The sequence below is a fragment of the Polaromonas sp. P1_H6 genome (genome assembly GCF_056405195.1).
The window spans coordinates 102,528-125,342 of the sequence record NZ_JBFUCN010000011.1 but is presented as its reverse complement, the minus strand read 5'-3'; the positions used below and the strand labels follow the sequence as shown (position 1 = coordinate 125,342).

General features: G+C 65.6%; 16 protein-coding genes. 8 read left to right on the top strand and 8 right to left on the bottom strand.

From position 1 onward, the window contains the following. Positions 1 to 19: 19 nt before the first annotated feature. The gene (locus AC1D1F_RS12390) at positions 20 to 9,142 is read right to left on the bottom strand and encodes an autotransporter-associated beta strand repeat-containing protein (protein ID WP_477700731.1); all 9,123 of its coding nucleotides are present in this window, start codon (positions 9,140 to 9,142) and stop codon (positions 20 to 22) included. Positions 9,143 to 9,244: 102 nt separating this feature from the next. Continuing rightward, complete coding sequence (locus AC1D1F_RS12385) at positions 9,245 to 10,963, bottom strand: ShlB/FhaC/HecB family hemolysin secretion/activation protein (protein WP_477675509.1); 1,719 nt, start codon at positions 10,961 to 10,963, stop codon at positions 9,245 to 9,247. 324 nt (positions 10,964 to 11,287) lie between these two features. Here AC1D1F_RS12385 and AC1D1F_RS12380 point away from each other — a divergent pair, with 324 nt between their 5' ends. Next, positions 11,288 to 12,214: a hypothetical protein gene (locus AC1D1F_RS12380; protein WP_477675508.1), complete on the top strand. Its 927-nt coding sequence runs from the start codon at positions 11,288 to 11,290 to the stop codon at positions 12,212 to 12,214. A gap of 44 nt (positions 12,215 to 12,258) precedes the next feature. Here the strand turns inward: AC1D1F_RS12380 and AC1D1F_RS12375 are convergent, their stop codons facing one another. Continuing rightward, positions 12,259 to 13,179: a LysR family transcriptional regulator gene (locus tag AC1D1F_RS12375; RefSeq protein WP_477675507.1), complete on the bottom strand. Its 921-nt coding sequence runs from the start codon at positions 13,177 to 13,179 to the stop codon at positions 12,259 to 12,261. A gap of 109 nt (positions 13,180 to 13,288) precedes the next feature. Here AC1D1F_RS12375 and AC1D1F_RS12370 point away from each other — a divergent pair, with 109 nt between their 5' ends. The 5 genes from AC1D1F_RS12370 (at position 13,289) to AC1D1F_RS12350 (ending at position 17,864) form a co-directional block, all read left to right on the top strand. Continuing rightward, positions 13,289 to 13,663: a nuclear transport factor 2 family protein gene (locus AC1D1F_RS12370; protein ID WP_477675506.1), complete on the top strand. Its 375-nt coding sequence runs from the start codon at positions 13,289 to 13,291 to the stop codon at positions 13,661 to 13,663. A gap of 15 nt (positions 13,664 to 13,678) precedes the next feature. Continuing rightward, positions 13,679 to 14,572 (top strand): MBL fold metallo-hydrolase, encoded by an 894-nt coding sequence (locus AC1D1F_RS12365; protein ID WP_477675505.1) that lies wholly within the window; start codon positions 13,679 to 13,681, stop codon positions 14,570 to 14,572. A gap of 465 nt (positions 14,573 to 15,037) precedes the next feature. Then, positions 15,038 to 15,841, top strand: coding sequence for a MipA/OmpV family protein (locus AC1D1F_RS12360; protein ID WP_477697407.1), 804 nt, complete (start codon positions 15,038 to 15,040; stop codon positions 15,839 to 15,841). Positions 15,842 to 15,880: 39 nt separating this feature from the next. Beyond that, positions 15,881 to 16,588, top strand: coding sequence for a response regulator transcription factor (locus AC1D1F_RS12355; RefSeq protein ID WP_477675503.1), 708 nt, complete (start codon positions 15,881 to 15,883; stop codon positions 16,586 to 16,588). A 7-nt stretch (positions 16,589 to 16,595) separates the two neighbouring features. Next, positions 16,596 to 17,864: a sensor histidine kinase gene (locus tag AC1D1F_RS12350; RefSeq protein ID WP_477675502.1), complete on the top strand. Its 1,269-nt coding sequence runs from the start codon at positions 16,596 to 16,598 to the stop codon at positions 17,862 to 17,864. A gap of 2 nt (positions 17,865 to 17,866) precedes the next feature. Here the strand turns inward: AC1D1F_RS12350 and AC1D1F_RS12345 are convergent, their stop codons facing one another. The 3 genes from AC1D1F_RS12345 to AC1D1F_RS12335 form a co-directional block, all read right to left on the bottom strand. Next, the gene (locus tag AC1D1F_RS12345) at positions 17,867 to 18,865 is read right to left on the bottom strand and encodes an aldo/keto reductase (protein WP_477696743.1); all 999 of its coding nucleotides are present in this window, start codon (positions 18,863 to 18,865) and stop codon (positions 17,867 to 17,869) included. 49 nt (positions 18,866 to 18,914) lie between these two features. Next, positions 18,915 to 19,310, bottom strand: coding sequence for a MerR family transcriptional regulator (locus tag AC1D1F_RS12340; RefSeq protein ID WP_477675500.1), 396 nt, complete (start codon positions 19,308 to 19,310; stop codon positions 18,915 to 18,917). 99 nt (positions 19,311 to 19,409) lie between these two features. Next, positions 19,410 to 19,847 (bottom strand): universal stress protein, encoded by a 438-nt coding sequence (locus AC1D1F_RS12335; RefSeq protein ID WP_436155459.1) that lies wholly within the window; start codon positions 19,845 to 19,847, stop codon positions 19,410 to 19,412. A gap of 173 nt (positions 19,848 to 20,020) precedes the next feature. On the opposite strand from AC1D1F_RS12335, the gene AC1D1F_RS12330 reads away from it, so the two are divergent. Beyond that, positions 20,021 to 20,272, top strand: a complete 252-nt coding sequence (locus AC1D1F_RS12330; RefSeq protein ID WP_436155460.1) for a hypothetical protein — start codon at positions 20,021 to 20,023, stop codon at positions 20,270 to 20,272. A 124-nt stretch (positions 20,273 to 20,396) separates the two neighbouring features. Continuing rightward, complete coding sequence (locus tag AC1D1F_RS12325; RefSeq protein ID WP_477696742.1) at positions 20,397 to 20,966, top strand: DUF1439 domain-containing protein; 570 nt, start codon at positions 20,397 to 20,399, stop codon at positions 20,964 to 20,966. A 144-nt stretch (positions 20,967 to 21,110) separates the two neighbouring features. Here AC1D1F_RS12325 and AC1D1F_RS12320 read toward each other — a convergent pair whose 3' ends face one another. Together AC1D1F_RS12320 and AC1D1F_RS12315 are read right to left on the bottom strand one after the other, a co-directional pair. Further along, positions 21,111 to 21,809, bottom strand: coding sequence for a B3/B4 domain-containing protein (locus AC1D1F_RS12320; protein ID WP_477675498.1), 699 nt, complete (start codon positions 21,807 to 21,809; stop codon positions 21,111 to 21,113). 71 nt (positions 21,810 to 21,880) lie between these two features. Beyond that, positions 21,881 to 22,762, bottom strand: a complete 882-nt coding sequence (locus AC1D1F_RS12315) for an AraC family transcriptional regulator (RefSeq protein ID WP_477696741.1) — start codon at positions 22,760 to 22,762, stop codon at positions 21,881 to 21,883. Between the last annotated feature and the right edge of the window lie 53 nt (positions 22,763 to 22,815).

The window sequence follows — 22,815 nt, the reverse complement described above, 5'->3', positions numbered from 1 at the left end:
CGCGCCTGAAATCATCCGCTTACTGGCAGCCGCCTTGATCCAATGAACAGGTGGAGCGGAGAATCGTGCCGGCGCCAAAGTCCAGCGGCGCCTTCATCTTCTGCAAGTCGGCCAGGGAGCGAAGCAGTGTATTGCCGGCCGGCAGTGACTTTTCTTCACGGCTGCCGCCATTGGCCAGGTCACCTTCTGCCGCGGCGATGACGCTGGTCAGCCGCGAAGCATCGGAGCCGGCAAGGCTTCCTGCAGCAGCTGCGGGTGCCACCGGCGGTGGCGGCGGCTGGACGATGGTGCCGGTGGTGGCGATGGTGACGCCTCCTGTCAGGGTGCCCAGGAAGCTGATGTTGCCGCCGCCGGTGCTGGTCACATTAACGCCGGGTGACACGGTCACGTTGTCGCCGTAGCTTTGCGCGCCGGTGGTTTTGACGTTGCCGCCCAGGCTGGTGGTACCGCCGGCGTTGGTGGTCAGCGAGGTCAGCGCGGTGCTTGCCCCGACAGTGCCGCCAAAGCTGGTGGCACCCGTCGTGTTCACCGTCAATGTCTGCGGGCCGTTGACGGTGCTGGCAAAGCCGATGGCGCCGCCGCCGGTACTGGCCAACACCGCGTTACCCGTCAGGGTGAGGGGGTCGCCGTAACTCTGGGCGCCGGTGGTGGTGACGTTGGCTCCGATGGAGGTGGTACCTGCCGCATTTGTCGCCAGGGACGCCACGTTGACGGCGCCGCCGAGGGTGGTGGCGCCGCTGCTGTTGATCGTCAAAGCCTGTGCGCCGCCCACCGTGCCGGTGAGGTTGACGCTGCCAGCGGCAAGCGTGGTGGCCGCACCCAGGGTGACAGGGCCGTTGTAGGTTTGCGCGCCGGTACTGGTGAGGGTGCCGGAGAGGGTTGTGCCCGCCCCGCCGTCGGTGATGGTGCCGGTGACACTGCCGCCGTTGCCGGCGATGGTGTTGGCCACGGCCGCCCCTTGCAGGTTGGCAACGCCGCTGTAGGCAATGCCTGCGTCGGCCGTGCCGCTGTTGGCGCCGGTGAGGCTGAACGCCGCACTGGTGAGGGTGGTGTTGGCGCCGTTGCCTATGAAGGCTTCAATGCCGCTGGTGCCTGCCGAGCCCGTGGCCACGCCGGTTTGCGTGTTGATGGCCACAAGCCCTGTTTTCGCGCTCAGGTCAACCGTGTCCACCGAGGCCGTTGCGCCGCCTGCAACCGTTCCGGCAACAGAGCCCGCATCGGCAAAGGTGAAGGTGTCGGCGCCTGTGCCGCCCGAGAGGTTGCTGATGGCGCTGAAGCCGGTGCTCGTATTGAGCGTACCCGTATCGGTGCCCGTGACGGCCCAGGCGTTGGTGCCGTCGGTGGTGGCCAGTGTGTTGGTGCCGCCGCCGCCTGCAATGGTGCCGTTGAAAGTGGGCACCGAGGCTGCAAGGGTGAAGGTGTCATTGGCCGAGCCGCCGGTCAAGGTGTTGATGCCGGTAAAGGTAAGCCCGTCGCCATTGCCGGCGTTTGCGCCCGTCAGGGTGTAGGACGCAGCGGTGTTGCGGCCGGTGAGCGTATTGGTGCCCGCGCCGCCGGAAACGGTTGCGCTGAAGGCGGGCGCACTGCTGAAGTCGAAGCTGTCGGCGTTGCTGCCACCGCTGATGGTGGTGCCTGCGGTGGACGCAATGGCGGCCGTGGTAGTAAACGCGCCGGCGGTTGAGCCACCAATGCCGAGTGCTACCGTGCCACCCGCCCCGTTGGCGCTGACGGCAGCGCCCAGGGTGATGTTTTTGCCTGCACTCATGGCCACGTTGCCGAGCGTTGCCGTTACCGTGCCGCCCGCGGCGGAAGTGATGTCGCCGTTTGCGCCCAGGGCGGTCAGCGAGACGCCGGTGGCGCCTTGCACGGCGTTGGCGCCGATGGCCAGGGTGCCGCCGCTGGTCTGAATGCCCACAGTGCCCGAAGTTGCGGTCACGGGGCCAGCCAGGGACAACCCGGAAGCGCTGTCGACCACTGTCACGGCAGATCCGGAAATCGGGCCGAGCGAAGCAATGGCATTGCCGGCGTTGCCGAGATTGAACTGCCCGGTCGCTGTGCCGCGCACCACCGCGGCCGTGAGCGCGCCGGTCTGCGTCAGGGCGCCACTCGTGGTGACGTCAAGCGTTCCATTCAAGGTGGTGGTGGGCAGCGACACGGCCGTGGGGCCGCCGGCAATGGTCAGGTTGTTGAGGTTGCTGATGGCGCCGCCAAAGCTGAGGGGCCCGGTGTTGGTGGTGGTCAAAGACTCGGTGCCGCCGGTGCCGGCCACGGTAGAGCCAAAGTTGATGGCGCCTGAGCCGGTGCTGACCGATGAGGTCCCCGCCAGGGTGGTGGTGCCGCCAACGATGAAGAGGCTGTTGGTGGTGGCGTAGCTGCCGTTCAGGGTGACGTTGTCGCCGTAGTTCTGTAGCCCGGTGGTCGTGACATTGCCCAGGCTTGTCGTGCCGCCGGCGTCCGTCACCAATGAGGCAATGTTGACCGCGCCATTGAAGGCCGTGGCCCCGGTGCTGTTGACGGTAAGGGTGTTGGCACCGCTAACGGCGCCGTTGACGGTGACATTGCTGCCGGCCAGGACGGCGTCGTTGGTCAGCGTGACCGCGCCGTATGTCTGTGCGCCGGTGGTGAAGACGCCACCGCCCAGGCTGGCGGTGCCCGTGCCCGCCACGGACGTCGCGCCGATGGCGGCCGTGGTGACCAGTGCACCGTTGTTCACGACGACAGCAGTGCCACCGCCCAGGTTCTGCGATGCCGCGCCGGTGTTCAGCGTGGCGCCGCCGGCAATCGTGATGGCGGCTCCGGCGCCTGTGAGCCGGTTGGCCGTGTTGCCCAGCGTCAGCGTGCCGGAATTGACGTTGACGGTTGTCACGGCGGCGGTGCCGTTCAAGGTGGACGCCAGCGTGCTGTTCAGCGTGCCGGTGCCAAGGGCGGAGCCCAGGGCCACGGTGCCGCCGTTCATGTTGTAGGTAGTGGCCTGCAGCGTACCGGTTCCCGTCAACGTGCCGTTGATGCCCGCGGTGAGGACGGTGTCGCTGAAGCCGTTCAGGTCCATCGTGCCGCCGGTGGCAATCGTCACGCCGGCCGTGTTGGCGAGGACATTAGCCGCGCCGAGGCGCAGTGTGCCGGTGTTGTTGATGGCGATGGCCGAGGACGCGTTGGTGCCGGTGACCTGGAGTGTGCCGGCATTCACGGTGGTGCTGCCGGTATACGAGCTGTTGCCGGACAGGTTCAGCGTGCCCGTGCCGGTTTTGGTCAGCCCACCGGTTCCCGAAGCAACACCGGAGAAGATGGTGGAGGTGTTGTCGCCACCAGTGGTGAGGGTATTCGTACCCAGGGTCACCGCGCCGGCGCCGGCCAATGAGCCCACCGTCTCGGCGCCCGTCAGTGCCAGCGTCGCGCCTGCGGCAACCGTCGTCGCGGCATTGTTAGCCAGGGCATTCCCGGCCACGCTCAGCGTGCCCGCGCTGACCGTTGTGGTGCCGGTGTAGCTGTTGTTACCCGAGAGTGTCGTGGTGCCCGCGCCCGTCTTGGTCACGTTGCCGCTGCCGCTGACGGCGCCGGACATGACCAGCGTGTCGCCGCCCGCGGTAGTCGCCAGTGTGGCGTCGCCGATCAGGTTGACCGCGCCGGTCATGGTGCCGGTCGTGCCGCGGATGGTGCCGCCGTTGACGCTGACGCTGTTGGCCATGTTCGTGCCGCCAATGAGCACCAGCGTGTTGGATCCGACATCGATCGCGCCAGTGCCCGCGCCGGTGTGATTCCAGACAGTGAAGACGCTGCCGGCACCGATGGTGGTACCGCCGCTGTAGGTGTTGGCGTTGGCGACCATGACGTTGCCGGCCGTCGTCACCTGGTTGGCCCCGCTGATCCTGCCGTAGACGTCCAGGCCGGTGCCGGCGCCGGACAGTGTGGCGTTGCCGGTCAAGGCCACGTTGCCGTTGATCCGACCCGTCCCCGAGGTGTTGCCCAAGGTGCTGCCGCCCGCTGCGGAAATGTTGTTGCTCACCACCGCACCATCGTTCACGAGCAGCGATCCGGTCATGGTGATCGCGCCGCTGCCGACGCCGGCGGCTGGGCCGCTGATGACCAGGCTGCCGGCGTTGACGTTGACGGCACCGCTGTTGGTGTTGTTGGCTGTGAGCGTGAGAGCGCCCGTTCCAACCTTGTTCAAGGCGCCTGCGCCTGAGACGATGCCTGACAGCGTCGTCGAGGTGTTGTCGCCGCCCGCGGTCAGCGCACCGCCGAGAACGACGTTACCCGCACCCGCGATCGAGCCCACCGTCTCGCTGCCCGCGAGGCTCAGCGTCGCGCCTGCAGCCACTGTGGTGGCCGCCGTGTCCGACAGCGACGAGCCGTTCACGCTGAGCGTGCCGGCGCTGACCGCCGTCGCGCCCGTGAAGGTGTTGGCACCCGAGAGGGTCATGGTGCCTGCGCCGAGTTTGGTGAGGCCGCCCGTGCCGGAGGCAATGCCGGAGTAAGTGGTGGAGGTGTTGTCGCCACCGGTGGTGAGGGTGTTCGCGCCCAGGGTTACCGTGCCGGCGCCGGCCAATGAGCCCACCGTCTCGGCGCCCGCCAGTGTCAGCGTCGCGCCCGCGGCAACCGTCGTCGCGGCATTGTCAGCCAGGGCATTCCCGGCCACGCTCAGCGTGCCCGCGCTGACCGTTGTGGTGCCGGTGTAGGTGTTGCTACCCGTGAGTGCCGTGGCGCCCGCACCCGTCTTGGTCACATTGCCGCTGCCGCTGATAACGCCGGACATGACCAGCGAGTTGCCGCCCGCGGTGGTGGCCAGCGTCGCGTCGCCGATCAGGTTGACCGCGCCGGTCATGATGCCGTTCGTGGCGCGAATCGTGCCGCCGTTGACGCTGGCGCTATTGGCCACCGTCACGCCTTCCACGCTCAGGGTGTTCGCGCCGACTGCGATAGCACCCGTGCCGGCGGCCGTGGCGTTGCCCAGCGTGAGCTGGCCGTTGCTGATGGTGGTGCCGCCGCTGTAATTGGATGCACCAGCCAGGGTTTGATTGCCCGTGCCCTGCTTGATCAAGCTACCGGGGCCAGAGATGGCGCCCGAGAACGTGGTCGAGCTGTTGTCGCCGCCGGTGGTGAGGGTGCTTGCGGCCAAGGTCACCGTGCCGCCAGCGCCGGCCAGCGAGCCAATGACTTCACTGTTATTCAGTTGTAGCGTTCCGGCGTTCACGACGACAGCGCCCGCGTTATTGATGGCGTTACCGCCATTCAACTGAAGCGTGCCGCTGTTGATGGTGGTCGCACCGGTGTAGGTGTTGGCACCCGAGAGCGTCACGTTCCCGGCGTCGACCTTGGTAACGGTGCCTGTACCCGTCGTAATAGCCGACCCAATCTGGATATTGGCGTTGCCACCTAGAGTCAGCGCGGTGTTGGTTCCCGTGATGCCGCCGTTAATGCTCAACGTGCTGGAATCCGAATTGATGCTGCTCGCTCCCGCCAAGGTGATCGCGCCCGTCAAGGTGTTGGCGCCGGCGACGTTGCGGATAGCGCCTGTGTTGCTGATGCCGGTGCCGGTGGCTGTGATGGCCTCGCCTACCGTGATGCCGCCCTGCAGCTGCAGCGCGGCGCCGGAAGCAATGGTGGTGGCGCCGCCCGTGGTGCCAAGAGCGGTGGCGTGCTGGATGTTCAAGACACCGGCGTTGATGTTGGTAGCACCCGTGTAGGTGTTGGCGCCCGACAGCGCGACAGTACCGGAGGTGTTTTTAGTCAATGCGCCGGCACCCGCAAGGATCGCACTGACCGTGCCAGATTCAACCGTGTAGCTGCTACCGGTGAGCGTACCGCCAACGCCGGTGATAGCGCCGCTGGTGAGCGTGACATTGGCAACCTGGTCGCTGAAACCGTCGATGGCAAACGTGCCGCCATTGACGGCAATGGTGGCTGTGTTCGCCAGCACATCGCTGGCGCCGAGAGCCAGCGTGCTTCCCGTATTGACTGTGTAGGCGGTCGAGGCTTGCGTGTTGCTGGCCCGCAGCGTGCCGCCGTTGACGTTGGTCGCGCCGGTGTAGGTATTGGTTCCGGCGAGGGTCACCGTTCCGGCCCCTGTCTTGGTGAGACTTCCTACGCCAGCCGCGACACCATTGACCGTCAGGGCGTCGCCAGCCAGCGCGGCATCAACCGTGCCTGCGCCGGCGAGGGTCAGGGTCAGGTTGCCGTTCAGGGCCGCGCTTGCGCCGGTGCCCCGGACCGTGCCGTTACCCACGCTCACATTGTTGGCAACCGCGACGTTGGCGATGTTCAGGGTGTTCCCGCCGACCGCGATGGCACCCGTGCCGGCGGCCGTGGCATTGCTTAGCGTGAGCTGGCCGTTGCTGATGGTGGTGCCGCCGTTGTAGCTTGAAGCGCTCGTGAGGGTGAAGGTGCCGCCACCTTGCTTGATCACACCGCCGCCACCCGTGATGATGCCGGAGTGGGTGGTCGACGTGTTGTTGCCACCCGTCGTCAGGGTGTTTGCATTCAACACGACGACGCTGGAGAGCGAGCCCGCGAGTGAGCCGATTGTTTCGCTGTTCACCAGATTGAGCACACCAGGGCCGTTCAGAACCACGCTGCCGGCGTCATGAATCGCAAGGCCCCCCGCCACGCTCAGGACGCCGGCGTTGACGTTGGTCACGCCGGTATAGGTATTGGCACCGGAAAAGATAAGCGTGCTCGAGCCCAACTTGGTGACCCCACCCGTCCCCGTGCCGATCACCCCGCTGACCGTGGTGGTGACGCCAGTGTCGTTGAAGGTGAGGTTGTTGGTGCCGGTGATGTTGCCGGCTAGCGTGAGCGATCCGAGGGATGCGTTGGTGATGGTGGAGGCGCCACTCAGGTTGATCGCCCCGGTCAATGTTGCCGTGTCCACTCCCGCGATGCGGATTGCGCCCTGGCCCGTGTAGCCCGTGCCGGTGATGTCAAGCGCTTCCGCGCTGGTCATGTTCCCCAGACTCAGGGTTGCGCCGGAACTGACAGTCGTGCCGGCCGCGGCGCTTCCCAATGCGTTGTTGTTGTTCGCTGCAAGCGTGCCGTTGGAAACCAGCGTCGCGCCGGTATAGGTGTTGGCGCCGGACAGCGTCACGGTGCCGGTGCTCGTCTTGGTCAGGCCGCCCGTACCGGCAAGGATGGCGCTGATGCTGCCGCTTTCAACGGCAAAGCTGGTGCCGGTCAGCACGCCGCCGGCACCGGTGATGTTGCCGTTCGTGACGGTGACGGTGCCGACGGTGTCGCTGAACGCGCCCATCGCGAAGTTGCTGTTCGCGTCGATGACGACGTTGGTCGTATTCCCGATGACGTTGGAGGAGGCCAATGTGACGGTCTTGCTCGAACCCGTGTTGATGTTCAGGTTCGCTGCAGTGAGGTTTGCTCCGGCGGCCAGGCTGGTGTTGGCGAAGAGGTTGATGTCGTTCAAAGCCGTCACGGGGGCTGCCACCACATTGACAGCGGAGGCGGAGTCGGTCGAAATCGAGACGTAGTTGCCGCTCAATGCAGCATTGACCGTCACCTTGCCTGCAGCGTTGGGTGAGCCGCTGGCGATCTTGCCGGCCTCAAGCGAAATAATGCCGGTACCGGTGGAAATCGCCGCGTTGACGTTGACGTTATTGCCCGCCTGGGCAACAAAGTTCTGGTTGGTCAGGGTAACGGCGGTGTTGACGGTAATGTCATTCGTTGCCTGCAAGAGAATGGCGGCATTCAGCCCCGCCAGGTTTGAGGCCTTGATGTTTGTGGTGGCGCCGGGATTGTCTGTAAATGCTATGGTCGCGGGGGTGGCGGCGCCACCGTTGCCAACGACGATGTCCAGGGGGTCAAGCAAGAGCGTGCCCAAGTCCCCGGCCGACGCGCTCAGATCAGCACCGCCCGTGAACTCCAGCGTCTGTTTACCCGACACTTCGGCAAACCCGCCATTGCCGCTCACCGCCCCGCCCGTGGCCTTGATGTTGCCCGCATAACGCGTGGTGCCGTCGGCCCACACGATAACCTTGCCGCCGTCGCCGGTGGTTTTGGCGCTGGCGTCGATACTGGCATCGCCACTCACGAAGGTGACTTTGGCATTGCGCTCCGTCCCCTTGCCCTGGAAGTTGCCGCCCACCAGCACCGTGCCGCCGCCCGCGTCACCGCTGGCGTCGATTCTTGTTCCGTCCATCAGCCCCACGCGCTCGCCCAGCACCTTGACGGTGCCGCCGGTTTCGCCCGCCTGTGCGCCCCTGGCCTCCAGCGTGCCGCTGACCTTGACGATGCCGGAAGCTCCGCCGTCCAGCACGATGGTGCCGTTCTGGTTGGAGATGGAATTGGCGCGGATCACGCCGCTCTGGTTGATCACGGTGGAGAAGGTGTCGCCCAAGGACGAAACCAGCACCGCGGCCTTGCCGCCGTCCACCATGATGGTTCCCGTGTTCGAGGCCACCGCATCGACCGCTGCCGCGTCAACCGAAAATTTCACCAGGCCGCCGCCCGTGGGATCGACGCTGACGCGCGAGCCGGCCAGCAGCCCCACGGAGCCGCCGGGCGCCGAGATGGTGCCGTGGTTGGCAACGTTGGGAGCCGCCAGCACCACGTAGCCGCCCTGGATATTTCCGTAGTTCACGACGCTGCCGGCGGTGCCGCCGGACTGGTTGAACTGGTATTTGCCGGCCATGAAATCGGCGTTGCTCAGGTTCAGGCTGGACGCTACAAGGCCGCCCACATTCACTTGCGCGCCCGGTGCAAACACCACGCCCGCGGGGTTGAGCAGGAAGACCTGGCCGTTGGAAGTCAGGCTGCCGTAGATGGAAGAAACGTCACCGCCCCACACCCGGTTCAAGGCCACCGAAGCCGCGTTGGGCTGGATGAACTGGACCGACTGCCCCTGGCCGATGCTGAAGGCCTGCCACCCCAGCACGGCCTTGGACGTCGTCTGGTTGATCACCATGGAGGACGCGGTAGGGGTGCTGACCGTGGCCGCTCCGGCCTCGAGCACGGCGCCCTGCGGCAGTGCCCTGGCCAGCGAAGGCAGGGTCACTGAGAGCACGGCCACCAGCAAATGCGAAAGCCAGGGCCCCGTGCGGATGCGGTAGGTTGCCCTGAGCTTTCGCGAAAGACGGACGACCACCGTACGAACGGAAAAACGGTAACGGCGAACGCGCGGGGCTTGGCAGGGGGTCATGGGTATCTCCAACGTAAGGAGTGCACTGGCTAAAAGAAAAGAAGAGAGAAAGAGAGGCTGGGGCTGGCTGCGGCTAGCTGCGGTTGGCTATGGCCTGTGCGGCTAGAACCACTTCTGGAGGGACAGCCAGAGCCGCGGTTTTTTGTCGGGCTCCATCGTGGGCACCGCGCTGCCGGTGCGCCAGGCAAGGTGGCTGCTGACCAGGTAGTCGCCCACCGTGCCCGCGGACAGGCCGATACCGGCGGAGCTGAGCGTCTGGGTAGCCGGCGTAGCGAAAGGAGAACCTGCACGGTTGAACCTGACCTTGCCCCAGTCGTAGAACACGGAGCCGAAGAGCGGGATTTTTGTGCCCAGGTCGGGCAGCTGGTGGCGGTATTCGACAGTGACGATTGCGCCGTTGTCCCCGAGTGCCTCGCCGATGGGGTAGCCGCGCACGCCGGTGGGGCCGCCCAGCGAGAACTTTTCCGCGGAGGTCAGGTTTTTGGAAGCGTACTGCCCTTGCACCGCGACATTGACACGCCCGGCTGCCGACACAAACATGGTGCGTTGCAGCTCAACGTTGACCTTGCTGAAGGACCCCGCCGTACGCAGGCCGAAGACGCTCTGGTCAAGCGCCTGGGTGGCCGCATCCATGCGTAGCGATCCGCGGGTAAGGCTCACCGCGTAGCTGCTGAATGCGTCGGAACCCATGTGGTCGATGAAATTGCCCACGACACCCAGCCGCAGGTTATGGATCCGCCTGTCGTTAGCGGTGGCGGGCGTGGTGGTCCGGTCGGCAAGGGTCTTGCGCTCGGCGGAAAGTTCGGCGTAGAGGTTGGCTGTGCGCGAGCGGATGATGGGCTGCGTGACCGAGAAGGCCAGCACGTCCACCTGGCCGCTGGCGCCGAGGGCGGCGAACTCCTTGCCCAATGTGTATTCAGCACGGGCCGCATTGACGCCCAGCCTGGTGGCGTAGCCGCCGACGGTGGTGCTGTAGCCGAGACGGTAGAGCTCCGAGCCGGAACGCTCGGAGACCTGCGCGCGCGCCGACAGCACGTCGCCGCGGCCGGTGAGGTTGTTGACGCTGGCATCGACATAAGTGCGTATGCGCCCGGCGCTGCGTGCGCCCATGTTGTCCAGCCCGACCACGGCGGCGAACTTCGGGCCCGCGGGCTTGACGCTGACGACGATGTCGGCCTCGCCCTCGGCGGCGCCCGGCTCAACCGTGGCGGTGGCTTCAATGCCGGCAAGGTCGCGCAGCAGCAGAACGGGTTTTTCGAGCTGGTCGACGGTGATCAGGCTGCCCGGTACCAGCTGTGTCTGCACGATTTGCGTGGCCAGTGCTTCCGAAACGCCGGAACCTTCCATGACGACCCGCGCCTTGCCCAGGCGGGCTTCCAGCACCTGGATCAGCACCGTGCCGCCGGACTCTGAAAATTTTTGCGCCGGCAGGTAGGCTTCCGTCAGCAGGTAGCCATGCTCACGGTAGTAGCGCCGAACCGCGGCTGCCGCTTCGAACAGGCCTTCCATGCCGGTCTGCTTGCCGACAAACGGGGCGACTATGCCGGCCAGCTGTGCCTCGTTAAAAACGGTGTTGCCCTGAAAGCGGAAGGCTGCGGGGGTGAGCTGCACGCTCCTGTCGAATCCCGTGGCGGCCGGCGCTTGAGGCACGGCTACCGGAGCAGTGCCCCCGGTGGCGGGAACGGTGGGAATCTGCCGGTTGGGTTCCAGCAGGGTCCCGGCGTCGGGGCGAAGCTGTTGTGCGACTGCAGGCAGGACGTAGAGGGAAGAGACCAGAACAAGCAGTGTTCTGTGGCGGGTTTTGGGGCTGCGCAACAACATTTTCTCTTTCGTACGGAGTGCCGTGGGATCAGAAGAAAGCACTAATCAAGGGCTTCCGATGAGGGTTAAACCCTATCTAAACGTACTATATGTTTCAAAATGTATTTCAGCAATCCCATGATCGTGGGACATACCGTTTCTGCACAACTGTGGCGGGCCGCACTGATTTCCCTCTGAAACGACGTCCTCCGGCTCCAGGAAAACCTGGAAATTGCCCTCGCGCCAAGCCTTACTTCGGCCCTCATTATTTGTATCAATTTGTATCTTCAATCCAACGCCCCGGTGTAATACATTCCATGGCTTCGCCTACCGGACTGACTGCCCATGCGCCCGCTCTCCCTTTCCCCCTCCCAGCCGTTTTGCACCACGCTTGCCGCCGTCGCCCTCGGCTTGCTGCCGCTGGCCGCCGCGCATGCCCTGACCCCGGCTGAACAGCCCTATGTGGGTGAATACAGCCAGAACTCGGTCGATTCGCGTGCGCAGCTGGTGCTGTTGGACGACAACACCTTTTGTTTTGGCTTCAGGGGCGGCTCGATGAACATGCTGGCCGGTGGGCGCTGGCAGGCCGAGGGAAACGGTGTGCGCCTGCAAGAGGTACGGCTGAACGGCGCGGTCTTCCCCGTCTTCCCAATCCCTGGCCGGCCGGTGGCAGGCCAGAAAGAGGGCGTGGAGTTTGACTTTCATGGCCATTCGCTGTCTCGCGCGGTGTCGGTCGCGTTTGCCACGGGCAGCGACGAGGCCTTGCCCACCAGCTTGCGCCGGCTCTTCAAGGACGGCCATAAGGGCTGGTCTTCAAGCTACAAGCTGCCGCCGATGCCGGCGGCGCAGGTGCGCTACTTTTACATCGGCGACGCGGAGGTGGATGCCAACGGAGAGCCCAGGCGGCTGCGCGTGGTGCAGTACCGGCGCGGTGATGCGAACACGCTGCGCGTGGGCTACGACCCCGCCTTTGGCAGCCCGCCGCTGAACATGTCGGCCACGCTGAAAGACGATGTGCTGTTTATGGACGGCAGCCGCTTTGGCGAGCGCAAGGAGGTGCCGGAAAAAGCCCTGGAAAAAATACGCTCAGCCTGTAAACGCCCGCTGCAGGCCGAAGCCAGGCGCCCCGCGGAAGGGGGCGGCGAAGAAGCAAGCGCGGCGGCCGGAAGCTCGACGTCGGTGAAACCGCCGCCGCTGGTGCCGCTGAAAACCTTTTACCTGCCGCTGGCGGCGATACAGGACACGCCTTACTTTCTGGACGGGGACAAGTAGACGGGCAACCCTGCCCTACTTGAAGCGCTCCACCCCAAAGTCCGTCACAACCCGGCTTGCTGGATCATGCCGGCAACAAAGTCGATGAACGCTCTTACCTTGGCCGGCACGTGGTTCCGGCTGGGGTAGTAGACGTAAAGGGGGAAGGTCTCGCCAGGCCAGTCCGCCAGGACCGGCTCCAGTGTGCCCGCACGCAGGTGCGTGTCGATCCCGAGGTCGATGACCTGGGCGATCCCGTAGCCCGCAAGGCAGGCCCCAATTTTGGTTCCGGCATCCGTGACGGTCAGGTTCCCGGTCACGGCCACTTTGACCTTCTCATTGCCGCGCCAGAACTCCCAGTCGAAGGGCCTGCCGGTAGCCGGGTCGATGGCCTGGATGCATTCATGGCCGTCATTGACCAGGTCCTTCGGCGACTTCGGCCGGCCGCGTTGGTCCAGGTAGGACGGCGCGGCGACAGTCAGGACGCGCGGACTGTAGAGCCTGCGGCAGACCAGGCTTGAAACGGATGGCGGCCCAAACCGTATCGCGAGATCAAAACCGTCGCTCACCAGGTCCGAGAGATCGTTCCGGGTCTCCAGCTTCAATTGAAGAGCCGGGTGGTCCTTCAGGAACCGGGCCAGCTCGGGTGCCAGCACAAGGCGGGCGAACGCAGCATCGCAGGCCACACGGAGTGTTCCGTTGACGGCCGAGGTCTCGCCCGAGGCGCCGGCAGCCGCCTCTTCAATCCCCTGGAGCAAGGGCAGCACCTTTGACAACAAGGCATGCCCTGCGTCGGTCACTTCAACGTGCCGGCTGGTGCGCTGCAAAAGCTTCGCGCTCAGGCGGTCCTCCAATCGCTGGACAGCGCGGCTCACCGCGGGCTGGGTTTTGCCGAGGCGGGATGCGGCACGGCCAAAGCTTTTTGATTCGGCTACGGCAGCAAGGGCAAGCAAGCCACTCACCAATCCTCCATCGAGGTCTTCCATGATCTATGTGTTCCTGTAATGGCAGCGATAAGCGATTCGCAGTAGCCGGCGACGAGGGAATTCTTCACTATACGGGTCTTTCAATGATGGAAGAAAGCCAGCAATGACCATGACCCAGACCCACGCCGTAGTCGCTTTGATCGAGGACTATTTCAACTTGGCTTATGAGCCGAAGAGCCGCGACTTCAACAAGGTCTTTCACCCGAGCTGTCTTGTCCAGTGGCTTCATGAAGGCCAGCTGAAAACCCTGTCGTCGCCGGACTATGCGGCGCTCATCCACGGGAGGCCGAGTCCCCAATCCACCGGCGCGCCCAAGGATGAGGCGATCCTCTCCATGGAGAACATCTCGGACAGCCTTTCAACGGCAACGGTGAGGGTGCGGATTGGAAAGACACTGTTCAATGATCACTTCGTCATGCACAAGGTGGAGGGCCGCTGGCTGATAAGCACCAAAGCGTCCTTCATCGCGCGTACGTTCGACTGAAGCGCGGAGCTGCGGATGCGCAAGGCCAGGGAAGACACCGCGATGGATGGCACACCGTCGTCGAGTGGAAAGGCAGGCTTTGCCGGAAATGCCGGCAGGCTCCAGCGGACCGGGGCGGGACAGAACTTCGTCAGGTTCACCCTGGGAGAGACGACGGTCATCGCCCTGCGGGACGGCTACGTGGACATGCCCACCACGCGCCTTCGCAAGCCCGACGGGCAGCCGTTCCAGGGAGATCTGCCGCCATCGATCCCGCTGGTGGACGGGAAGCTTCGGCTGTCCGTGAATGCCTTCCTGATCATCGACGGCGAAAACCACATCCTGGTCGACACCGGTGCGGCGGACTCCTGGGAGCCGACGATGGGCGGGCTGCTCCAGTCCATGCAAGAGGCGGGCGTTGATCCCCGCCTGGTGGACACCGTGGCGATTACCCATACACATGAGGACCACGTGAACGGGCTGGTGGCGGCTGACGGCTCGAACGCCTTCCCCAAGCTCAAGCGGCTGTTGATCCCCTCGCAGGCGATACCCCTTTTCGACGGGATAGACCGGCTTGCGCGGTTTCGGAACCTGCGCGTCGCCATCGGCGATGGGTTCAGGATCGGGCGGTCGGTGACGGCGGTGAGCGCGTTGGGCCACGAGCTCGGGCACACAGCCTATGAGGTGAAAAGCGGCGGCAGCACTTTGCTGGTTTGGGGAGATACCGTCCACGTCCCTGCGGCGCAGTTCGACCGGCCCGAGCTGGCCTGGGAGTTTGATGCCGACCAGGACAAGGCGCGCGCATCCAGGTTGCGCCTCTTGCAGCGTTCGGCCAATCCCGGCCACTTCATCGCCGGCGCCCACCTGGAGTTCCCAGGCATCGGATACGTCACAAGGCAAGCCGGCGGGTATCGGTTCACGCCCGTCTGATGAACTGGTGCCTGCGGGCCGGTTCCCGGTTCTGTTGTCACGAACCTGGCTGAGCACTGTTGCGCGCGGCCACCTTCATCGCTTGCGCCCGCGCCCCGCGCCGGGCTTGCCGGTCCACGCCCCCAGGAAAAACATCGAAAAAAGCGGCAGCGCGGCCGTGGCGGACGGGTCGTGTCTGGGCGAGCGGGGGCTTGCTTCGGCGCGGGCAAGGGCTGCGGGCTTCGCGGCTGGGAACGGTGCGGCGTAAGGACGGGCTTGGCGTTTAGTCATCTTGGTGTGTGCGGTTTTGAAAACGGGAAGCAGAGGCGCCGATGGTGGGCGCTTGCTGTCGCCGCGATGTCGCGATGCGTGCTTCCACACCGCATCCCGGCCGCGACATCTCCGCGACAGCGGCGCGGCACAGTGCGTCCAGCCTGGCGGTCCGCCGGCGCCTTTTTTCCAAAAACCGTCCAAGAGGAATTTCCTATGAAGCGCAAATCTGTTGTTGTTCCCGCCGGTGTGGTGTTGCTGTCGGCGCTCATGGGCGCCACGGGCGCGTACGCGCAGCCCAAGCCCGAGCCGGGAGCCTCACCCTGGGGCCTGGGCCTCGGTGTGGCGGCCAGGACCGACATCTACGCGGGGGAAAGCGCCAAGCTGCGCGCGGTGCCGCTGGTCAGTTACCAGGGCGAGAAGTTCTTCTGGCGCGGCATCAGCGGCGGTTACCACCTGCTCAGCCGCGACGGTTTCACATTTGACGCCACGCTGGGCGCCCGGCTGGCCGGCATCAAGAAAGACGATTTCGGCGTGGCCGAGCTTGCGGCCCGGGGCATCAACCGCAACCTGCTGGAAGACCGCGACAGCGGCCTGGACCTGGGGATTGCCGGGTCCTTCAAGGGGCAGATGGGCGTGGTGGAGCTGGCGCTGAAGGCCGATGTGTCGGGCGCGAGCAAAGGCTACGAGGCGTCCGCCAAATACGGTTATCCGCTGCAGTGGGGGTCGACCACGATCACGCCCAACATCGCGGTCAGCCATTACTCGGCCAAACTGGCCAACTATTACTACGGGACGCTGGACACGGAAGTCGCACGCGGTGTGGTGAACTACAAGCCGGGCAGCGCGGTGATCCCGCGTGTCGGTGTGGAGGTGATGCGGCCCTTCGCCGACAAGTGGATTCTGGCGGGCGGCCTGTCTTACAGCGCGCTGCCGAGCAAAATCCGCAACAGCCCCTTGGTGGACAGGGACGCAAATGGGGTAACTTCGGTTTTTGTCGGGGTCTCCCGGAAATTCTGACACCCGCCGCGCAGCGCACCACCGCGCGAAAGAACCAAGATGGACATGATTGAAGGCCCGCTAAGCATCCTGATCGTCGAGGACAACGCGCCCATGGCGGCGAACATCTACGACTACCTGGAAGCCTGCGGCCACAAGCCCGACGCCGCGCCCGACGGCAAATCCGGCCTGGGCATGGTGCAGGCGAACCACTACGACGCGATCGTGCTGGACTGGATGATGCCGCGCATGGACGGCCTGACCATGCTCACGCAGCTGCGGGATGAACTCAAGTCCAGGACGCCGGTGATCATGCTGACGGCCAAGGACCAGCTGGACAGCAAGCTGCAGGGTTTTGAAGCCGGGGCCGACGACTACCTCGTCAAACCCATCGCGCTGCCTGAACTGGAAATGCGGCTGCGCGTGCTGGTGACGCGCAGCCATGCGGCGCAGGCGCCGGGGCAGGTGCTGGAGGTCGGCGACCTGCGCTTCAACCTGCAGTCGCTGGTCGTGACCCGGGGAGACCGCGAGCTGTCGCTGTCACCCATCAAGCGGCAGATACTGGAGGTGCTGATGCGCCGCTCGCCGCACATCGTGAGCCGCGAACACCTGGAGTCTCAGATCTGGGGCGAGCGCACGCTGGACAAAGACATCCTGAGGTCGCACATGCACCTGCTGCGCAAAGAGGTCGATGGCGAGGGCGCGCCGAAAATCCTGCACACCGTGCTCGGGCAGGGCTACAGCTTGCGGGTGCAGGATGGCGAATAAACCGCGCATGTTCGACCTGCACTGGCGCATCAGCGCGCTGTTTGTCGCGTTCGGGGTGCTGCTGGCTTTGGGCGTCACTGTGTCGGTCGGCTTCGGCCAGGTGATGATCACCCACCCGGTGTGGGAGCAGATACTGCGCTCGACCACCCAGCACTACATCGCCGGCAGCACGGGCAACACGCCCGTGCCCTTGCCGACACAGGGCGCCTACAAGGGATGGCACCTCAAGAACGGCGCGGCCTTGCCCGCCGGCATGCCGCCCTACCTGGCCGCGCTGCCCGCCGGGTTCTACAGCGAAGAGGACCTGGACCGGTTTGACGAGTACGACTACGCGGCCCTGGTCACACCGGTCGCGGACGGCCGCGTGGTCACCGTCATCGACATGACCGACATCGAGCAGCTGCAGAACACGGTGGGCGTTGGGGGCTTGATCTTTGTGCTGGTCAACCTGGCGCTGGTCGGAGCCACGCTGCTCTGGCTTCACGGCAGCCTGCGCAAGCCGGCCAGGGCCCTGGCGCAGCGCATGGAAGCGCTGGACCCGGAGCAGCCCTCGCAGCGGCTGTCGGTCGACTACCCGCAGGCGGAGCTGCACGATATCGCGGTGCAGGCGAATCGCCACCTGGAAAGGGTGGAGCGTTTCATCGAGCGGGAACGCAGCCTGCTGGACCAGGCCAGCCACGAGTTCCGCACGCCGGTCGCGGTGATCAGCGGTGCGGTGGACGTGCTGGCGAAGCAGGGCCTTCCCGCGCAGGCCAAAGGGCCGCTGGAGCGGATTCGCGGCACGGTCGACAACCTGACCGAAACCATGGGCGCCCTGCTTTACCTGTCGCGCGAGCCGGACGGCCATGCGAGGACGGAAAGCACCCGGGTCGACCTGATCCTGCAGGAGCTGATGCAGGACCATGAGCACCTGCTGGCCTTCAAGCCCGCGCGCTTTGTGCTGGTGGAGTGCGTGAGCCTTTCCGTCAATGCGCCGGAAGCGATGCTCAGGATCGTCATTGCCAACCTTCTGAGGAACGCGGCCGAAAACACGCAGAAGGGGGAGGTTACGGTCAGCCTCACGCGGCAACGGCTGCGGGTAACCGACTCCGGCGAAGGCTTCGACGCGGTGGAGGCCGCGCGCAGCTACAGCGCGGCCTTGCAGACGTCGATGAAGCCTGGCGGCGGCCGGGGGCTGGGGCTGTTTTTGACGAAGCGGATCTGCGAGCGCTTCAAATGGTCACGGGCCATTTCGTCGGCGGTGAGCAAAGGCTCGGTGGTGGAGATCCGCTTCTAGCTTCAGGGATTCACCATGCTCAAATAAGACGCGGGGTAGCGTGGGCCGGCGGCGGCGTCGGGCGGGAAGGCCTTGTCGAGCTCGGCCAGCTCGGCGGGACTGAGCACCACATCCAGCGCGCCGATATTCTGGTCCAGGTAGGTACGGCGCTTGGTGCCGGGAATCGGGATGATGTCTTCGCCCTGGGCCAGCACCCAGGCCAGCGCCACTTGCGACGCGGTCACGCCTTTGGCCGCGGCCAGGTCCTTGACGGCATCCACCAGGGCCAGGTTGCGCTGGAAATTCTCTTCGGCAAAACGCGGCGAAGATGTGCGGCGGTAGTCGTCGGCGGGCAAGTCTTCGGGTTTGCTGAAAGCGCCGGTCAGGAAGCCGCGGCCCAGCGGCGAATAGGGGACAAGGGCCACGCCGTGCTCGCGGCAGGCGGCCAGGGCGCCGTTAGATTCCGGGTCGCGCGTCCACAGCGAATATTCACTCTGCAGCGCGGCGATGGGATGCACCTTGCAGGCGCGCGCAAGGGTGGCGGCCGAGGCTTCGGACAAGCCCAGGTAACGTACCTTGCCGGCTTTCACCAGCTCGGCCATGGCGCCGACGGTGTCTTCAATGGGCACGGTCTTGTCGACGCGGTGCTGGTAATAAAGATCGATCTGCTCAATCCCCAGGCGCTTGAGGCTGGCATCGCAACTGGCCTTGACGTACTCAGGCCGGCCGTTGACGCCGCGCACGCCTTCATTGTTCGGGTCGCGGGTGATGCCGAACTTGGTGGCGATGAACACGTCCTTGCGGTGGCCGGCGATGGCCTTGGCGATCAGCAGCTCGTTGGTGAAGGGGCCGTACATGTCGGCGGTGTCGAGGAAGTTGAGGCCCTGGTCCAGCGCATGGTGAAGGGTGGCGATGGATTCGGCATCGTCGCGGTTGGAATAGAACTCGCTCATGCCCATGCAGCCGAGGCCGATGGCGGAAACTTGGGGGCCGTTGCGGCCCAGGGTACGGGTTTTGATCATGGTGTTTTTTGTCCTTTTAAATGAGGGGGTGAAGTGGTTCCAGAAGAATTCACGCACGCTTGGGTTCGGTGCGCATCTCTTCATAGAGGCGGATTTTTTTGCGGATGTAGGCCAGGGTTTCGCGCTGGGCGCGTATCTCGGCTTCCAGGCGCTCGGCATGCGCTTCAAGCAGGGCCTGACGTTCGGCCACGCTGGCGGCGGCATTGCCCTGGCGCAGCAGCTGGGCGTAGCGCTGCATGTCACGCATGGACATGCCGGTGGCGCGCAGCCGCACCAGGAAATCCAGCCAGCGCATGTCGGCGTCGCTGTAGCGGCGCGCGCCGCTGCGCCGGCCTATGGGGGCGATCAGGCCGATTTGCTCGTAGTAGCGCAGGGTGTAGGCGCTGAGGCCGGAGGCTTCCGCGGCTTCGGCGATGCTCAAGGAAAGGGTGGGTGCGTCGGACATGTGAGGACTTTAAAACTTCGAGCGCACTCGAAGTCAAGCCCTCTTTGGAAACCCTTTTGTTGACCGGCCGATTGGGGCGGACCGGGCCCGCGCCTCGCCTTAGCGGGTGATCACCACCAGCACGCTGCAGGGCGCCTGCGCGATCAGGGACTTGGAGACCGAGCCGCGCCACCAGCGGGCGGCCCAGCCCTCAAGGTGCTTGTGGCCGACCACGATCAGGTCGGCGTCTGTCTGCTTGGCGTAGCGGGCGATTTCATCGACGGTTTCGCCGTACAGCACTTCGCCGCTGGCCTCGTGGCCGGTTTCGATGAGCCGGCGCAAGCCGTCGTTGAGGATGCCCCTGTAGCGTTCCCTTTCCTGGTCGGCGATGCCTTGTTCGTAGATCACGCCTTCGGCGGCGACCACCTGCCGCTGTAGCGGCGTGACGGCGATCAGCGTCAAGGCGGCCCCGCTCCACTGTGCGATCTCGCGGCAGTCCAGCAGGGCTTTCTGGCCGGATTCGGAACCGTCGTAAGCCAGCAAAATTCGCTTGTACATGGTGTATCTCCCGAATGAAGTGACTGGGCAATTCCAGAATAGGCCTGCCGTAAGGGACGGTCAAATGATCGCCCCTGCGCCAACGTGGTCGCCACCCTGGCGGCGAGGAAAGGCACAGGCGACAATCGGGGACTCCGACCGATTTCACAACGACTCCACGACAAAAGCAGCCCATGACCCAAGACCCCCAGCGCGAACAGGAACTCAAGAAGATGGAGCTGTGCGACTCCTGCGCGGGCATACAGCGCAACTGGCGCAAGGCGCCGGGCCACCCGGAGCTGGTGCAAGGCGACCCGCGCCATGAGACGCGGCGCCACGGCCTGGTCACCATCACGCGCTACAAATGCGACCGCTGCGGCACGGCCTGGGAATACGAGAACGACAAGACCAACCAGAAGGCCGGCTGGTCGGTGGTGGGGCGCTAGCCAGCGTTTGTTACGTTCGGGCGCGTGAACTTTACGCGCACTTCCATTGGATGGCGGCATTGGCTGACGCGGGAAACCAATCCCTCGATGCAGCATCGAAGCCATGATGAACCCACACCCTTTGATGCAACGACGGCGGCTGCTGGCCGCCTCCACCCGCCTGGCCCTGGGCGGCGCGGCCTGGCTGGCGCTGTCCGGCGCGCAGGCCCAGCCCAGCTATACCGTCACCACCGCCCAGTTGCAGGATGCGATTGCCAAACGCTTTCCGCTGCGCAAACGCGCCCAGGGCATCATGGACCTCACGGTGCAAGCGCCGCGGCTGCGCATGCTCCCCGAACAGAACCGGCTGGGCGCCGTGATGGCGGTGGAAGCCGGCGGCCAGGCGCTGCGGCGCGCCTACCCCGGCACCTTCGACCTGGACTTTGCGCTGCGTTATGAGGCCAGCGACATGACGATACGCGCGCACGAGCTGCGCGTGAATGCGCTGCAATTCGAGGGCCTGCCGCCCGAGGCCTCGATGCTGCTGGCCAGCTACGGGCCGCAGCTGGCGGAACAGGCGCTGCAGGGCGCGGTGCTGCACACCCTCACGTCACAAGACCTGGCGCTGCCCGACAGCATGGGCGTGCAGCCGGGCAGCATCACCGTGACGGCCCGGGGCCTGGTGATTGGGTTTGTGAATAAGCAGCAGCCTTGAGGCTGCGCTTTTCTCCTTCCCCCGCTGGGGGAAGGTTGGGATGGGGGCCGGCGGCGCTTGAAATTTCGCTGAGCGTCTATCGAAGGCTGCTGGCCCCTACCCCCGCCCTCCCCCAGTGGGGGAGGGAGCTAAATCGGGGGAGGCTTAAAACTCAAATCGCGGCGACACCCGGCTCAGCAGCTGGGTCCTCGGCTCAGTGGGCCAGACGGCCGCCACTTCCTGCGCAAGGGTGCCGACCAGCCGGCCCACATCTTCCGCAGCCGACACATGCAGGGCTTCGGCCACGATGAGCACGCTGCGCGTGCCGGCGCTCACGGCGGACAGGCCGCTTTGCCGGTGGGTCCAGCGGCGCGCATGAGCGTTGGCGGGTTCGGCGGCATCGGCGAAGACCACCTCGCCCGGTTCCGGATGCTCGATCTCTGCGCCGAAGCTCAGGTAGTTCTCACTGCCAGTGGCATGGCGCACCTCCAACTGTTGCGAGACTTTGTCGACGTCGAACACGGCAATCGGGATCGCGAAGGCGAGTGAGACGGCATTGCACAAATCCACCAGCGGGTGCAGCGGCGGCAGGGCGTTTTCCTTGCGGAAGCGACGCAGCAGCGATTCGGACGCGCAGCGGTATTGCGTGGGCTTGAGGCCCATTTTTGAAAACGTGCGGCGCCAGGCTTGCACTTCGGGGAACTCGCCTTCGCTACCCTGCGCCAGGCGGGACGCGGCGATGGCGTTGAAGCGGGCGACTTGCGGGCCCACGTCGGCACTGGCGTTGATGCCGTCGGCATAGAGCACGCCGGGCACGAGTTCGGGGTGCTCGGCCCAGAGGGCTTCTGAATGGCGAAAGAACATGCGCGGCGCTCCGGTGGTCGGGATGAAACACTGCGCAGTCTGCCCCTTGCGGCCGGCCCGCGTCTTGAACGTTATTGCAGCGCGCCCTTGGCGGTGTTGCGCGCCGTCGCTTGCTGCCAGGCGCCGGGCGTAAAACCGAACTGGCGCGTGAACAGCCGCGTCATGTGGCTCTGGTCGGCGAAACCACAGGATGCGGCCGCCTGCGCCAGGCCGGCGCCACCGCGTATCAGGCCGCGCGCGCGTTCGGCGCGCTGCTGCAGCAGCCAGGCGTGGGGCGTGAGGCCGAAGGCTTTTTCAAAATGCCGCAGCAGCTGGAATTTGCTGAGGCCGGCCGCGAGCGCCATCTCGCCCAGCGTGGGCGGCATGAACAGGTCGGCGGCCAGGTGATCGCGCACCCGCCGTATCCGCACGGTGGCGGCGCTGGAAAATTTTGCGGAAGGCACGGCCGCCGGGGCGAAGGCGTGGCGGCCCGGCAGCAAGGCGAAGACCCGCGCGAGCGCCTCGTCGCAGGCAAGCGCGTGGGCTGATGCAACCGGGCCGCTCCCACCGCCGCCGTGCTGAAGCTGGTCCAGCACCTCATGCAAGGCCAGGCGAAGGCGCGGGTCCTGCGCGACGGGCTGGGTGAGTTCAAGCCCGGCCGCGCCGCCAGGCTCGCCCATCGCGGCGGCCATGGCGGTGGGCTCCAGGTAGAGCATGCGCCAGCGGCGCGAGGGACTGCCCAGCGGCTGGCCGTCGTGCACCTCGCCGGGGTTGCACATGATGATGTCGCCGGCATAGGCCTCGACCTGGCCGCGGCCGCTGGCGGATTTTTGCGCGCCGCGCTCCATCAGGCCGATGCCGAAGACGGCATGCGAATGGCGGCGGTAGTGGCGGGCGCTTTCAATGTGCGTGCCGTACACGCCTTCCCAGGGCGTGGCCAGGACGCGGCATTGGTGCGGGGGCGATGTGGGCATGGGGTGGATGATGCCAGCCCTCGGGCCGCTGCGCTATGCCGCGCAAGGCCCGC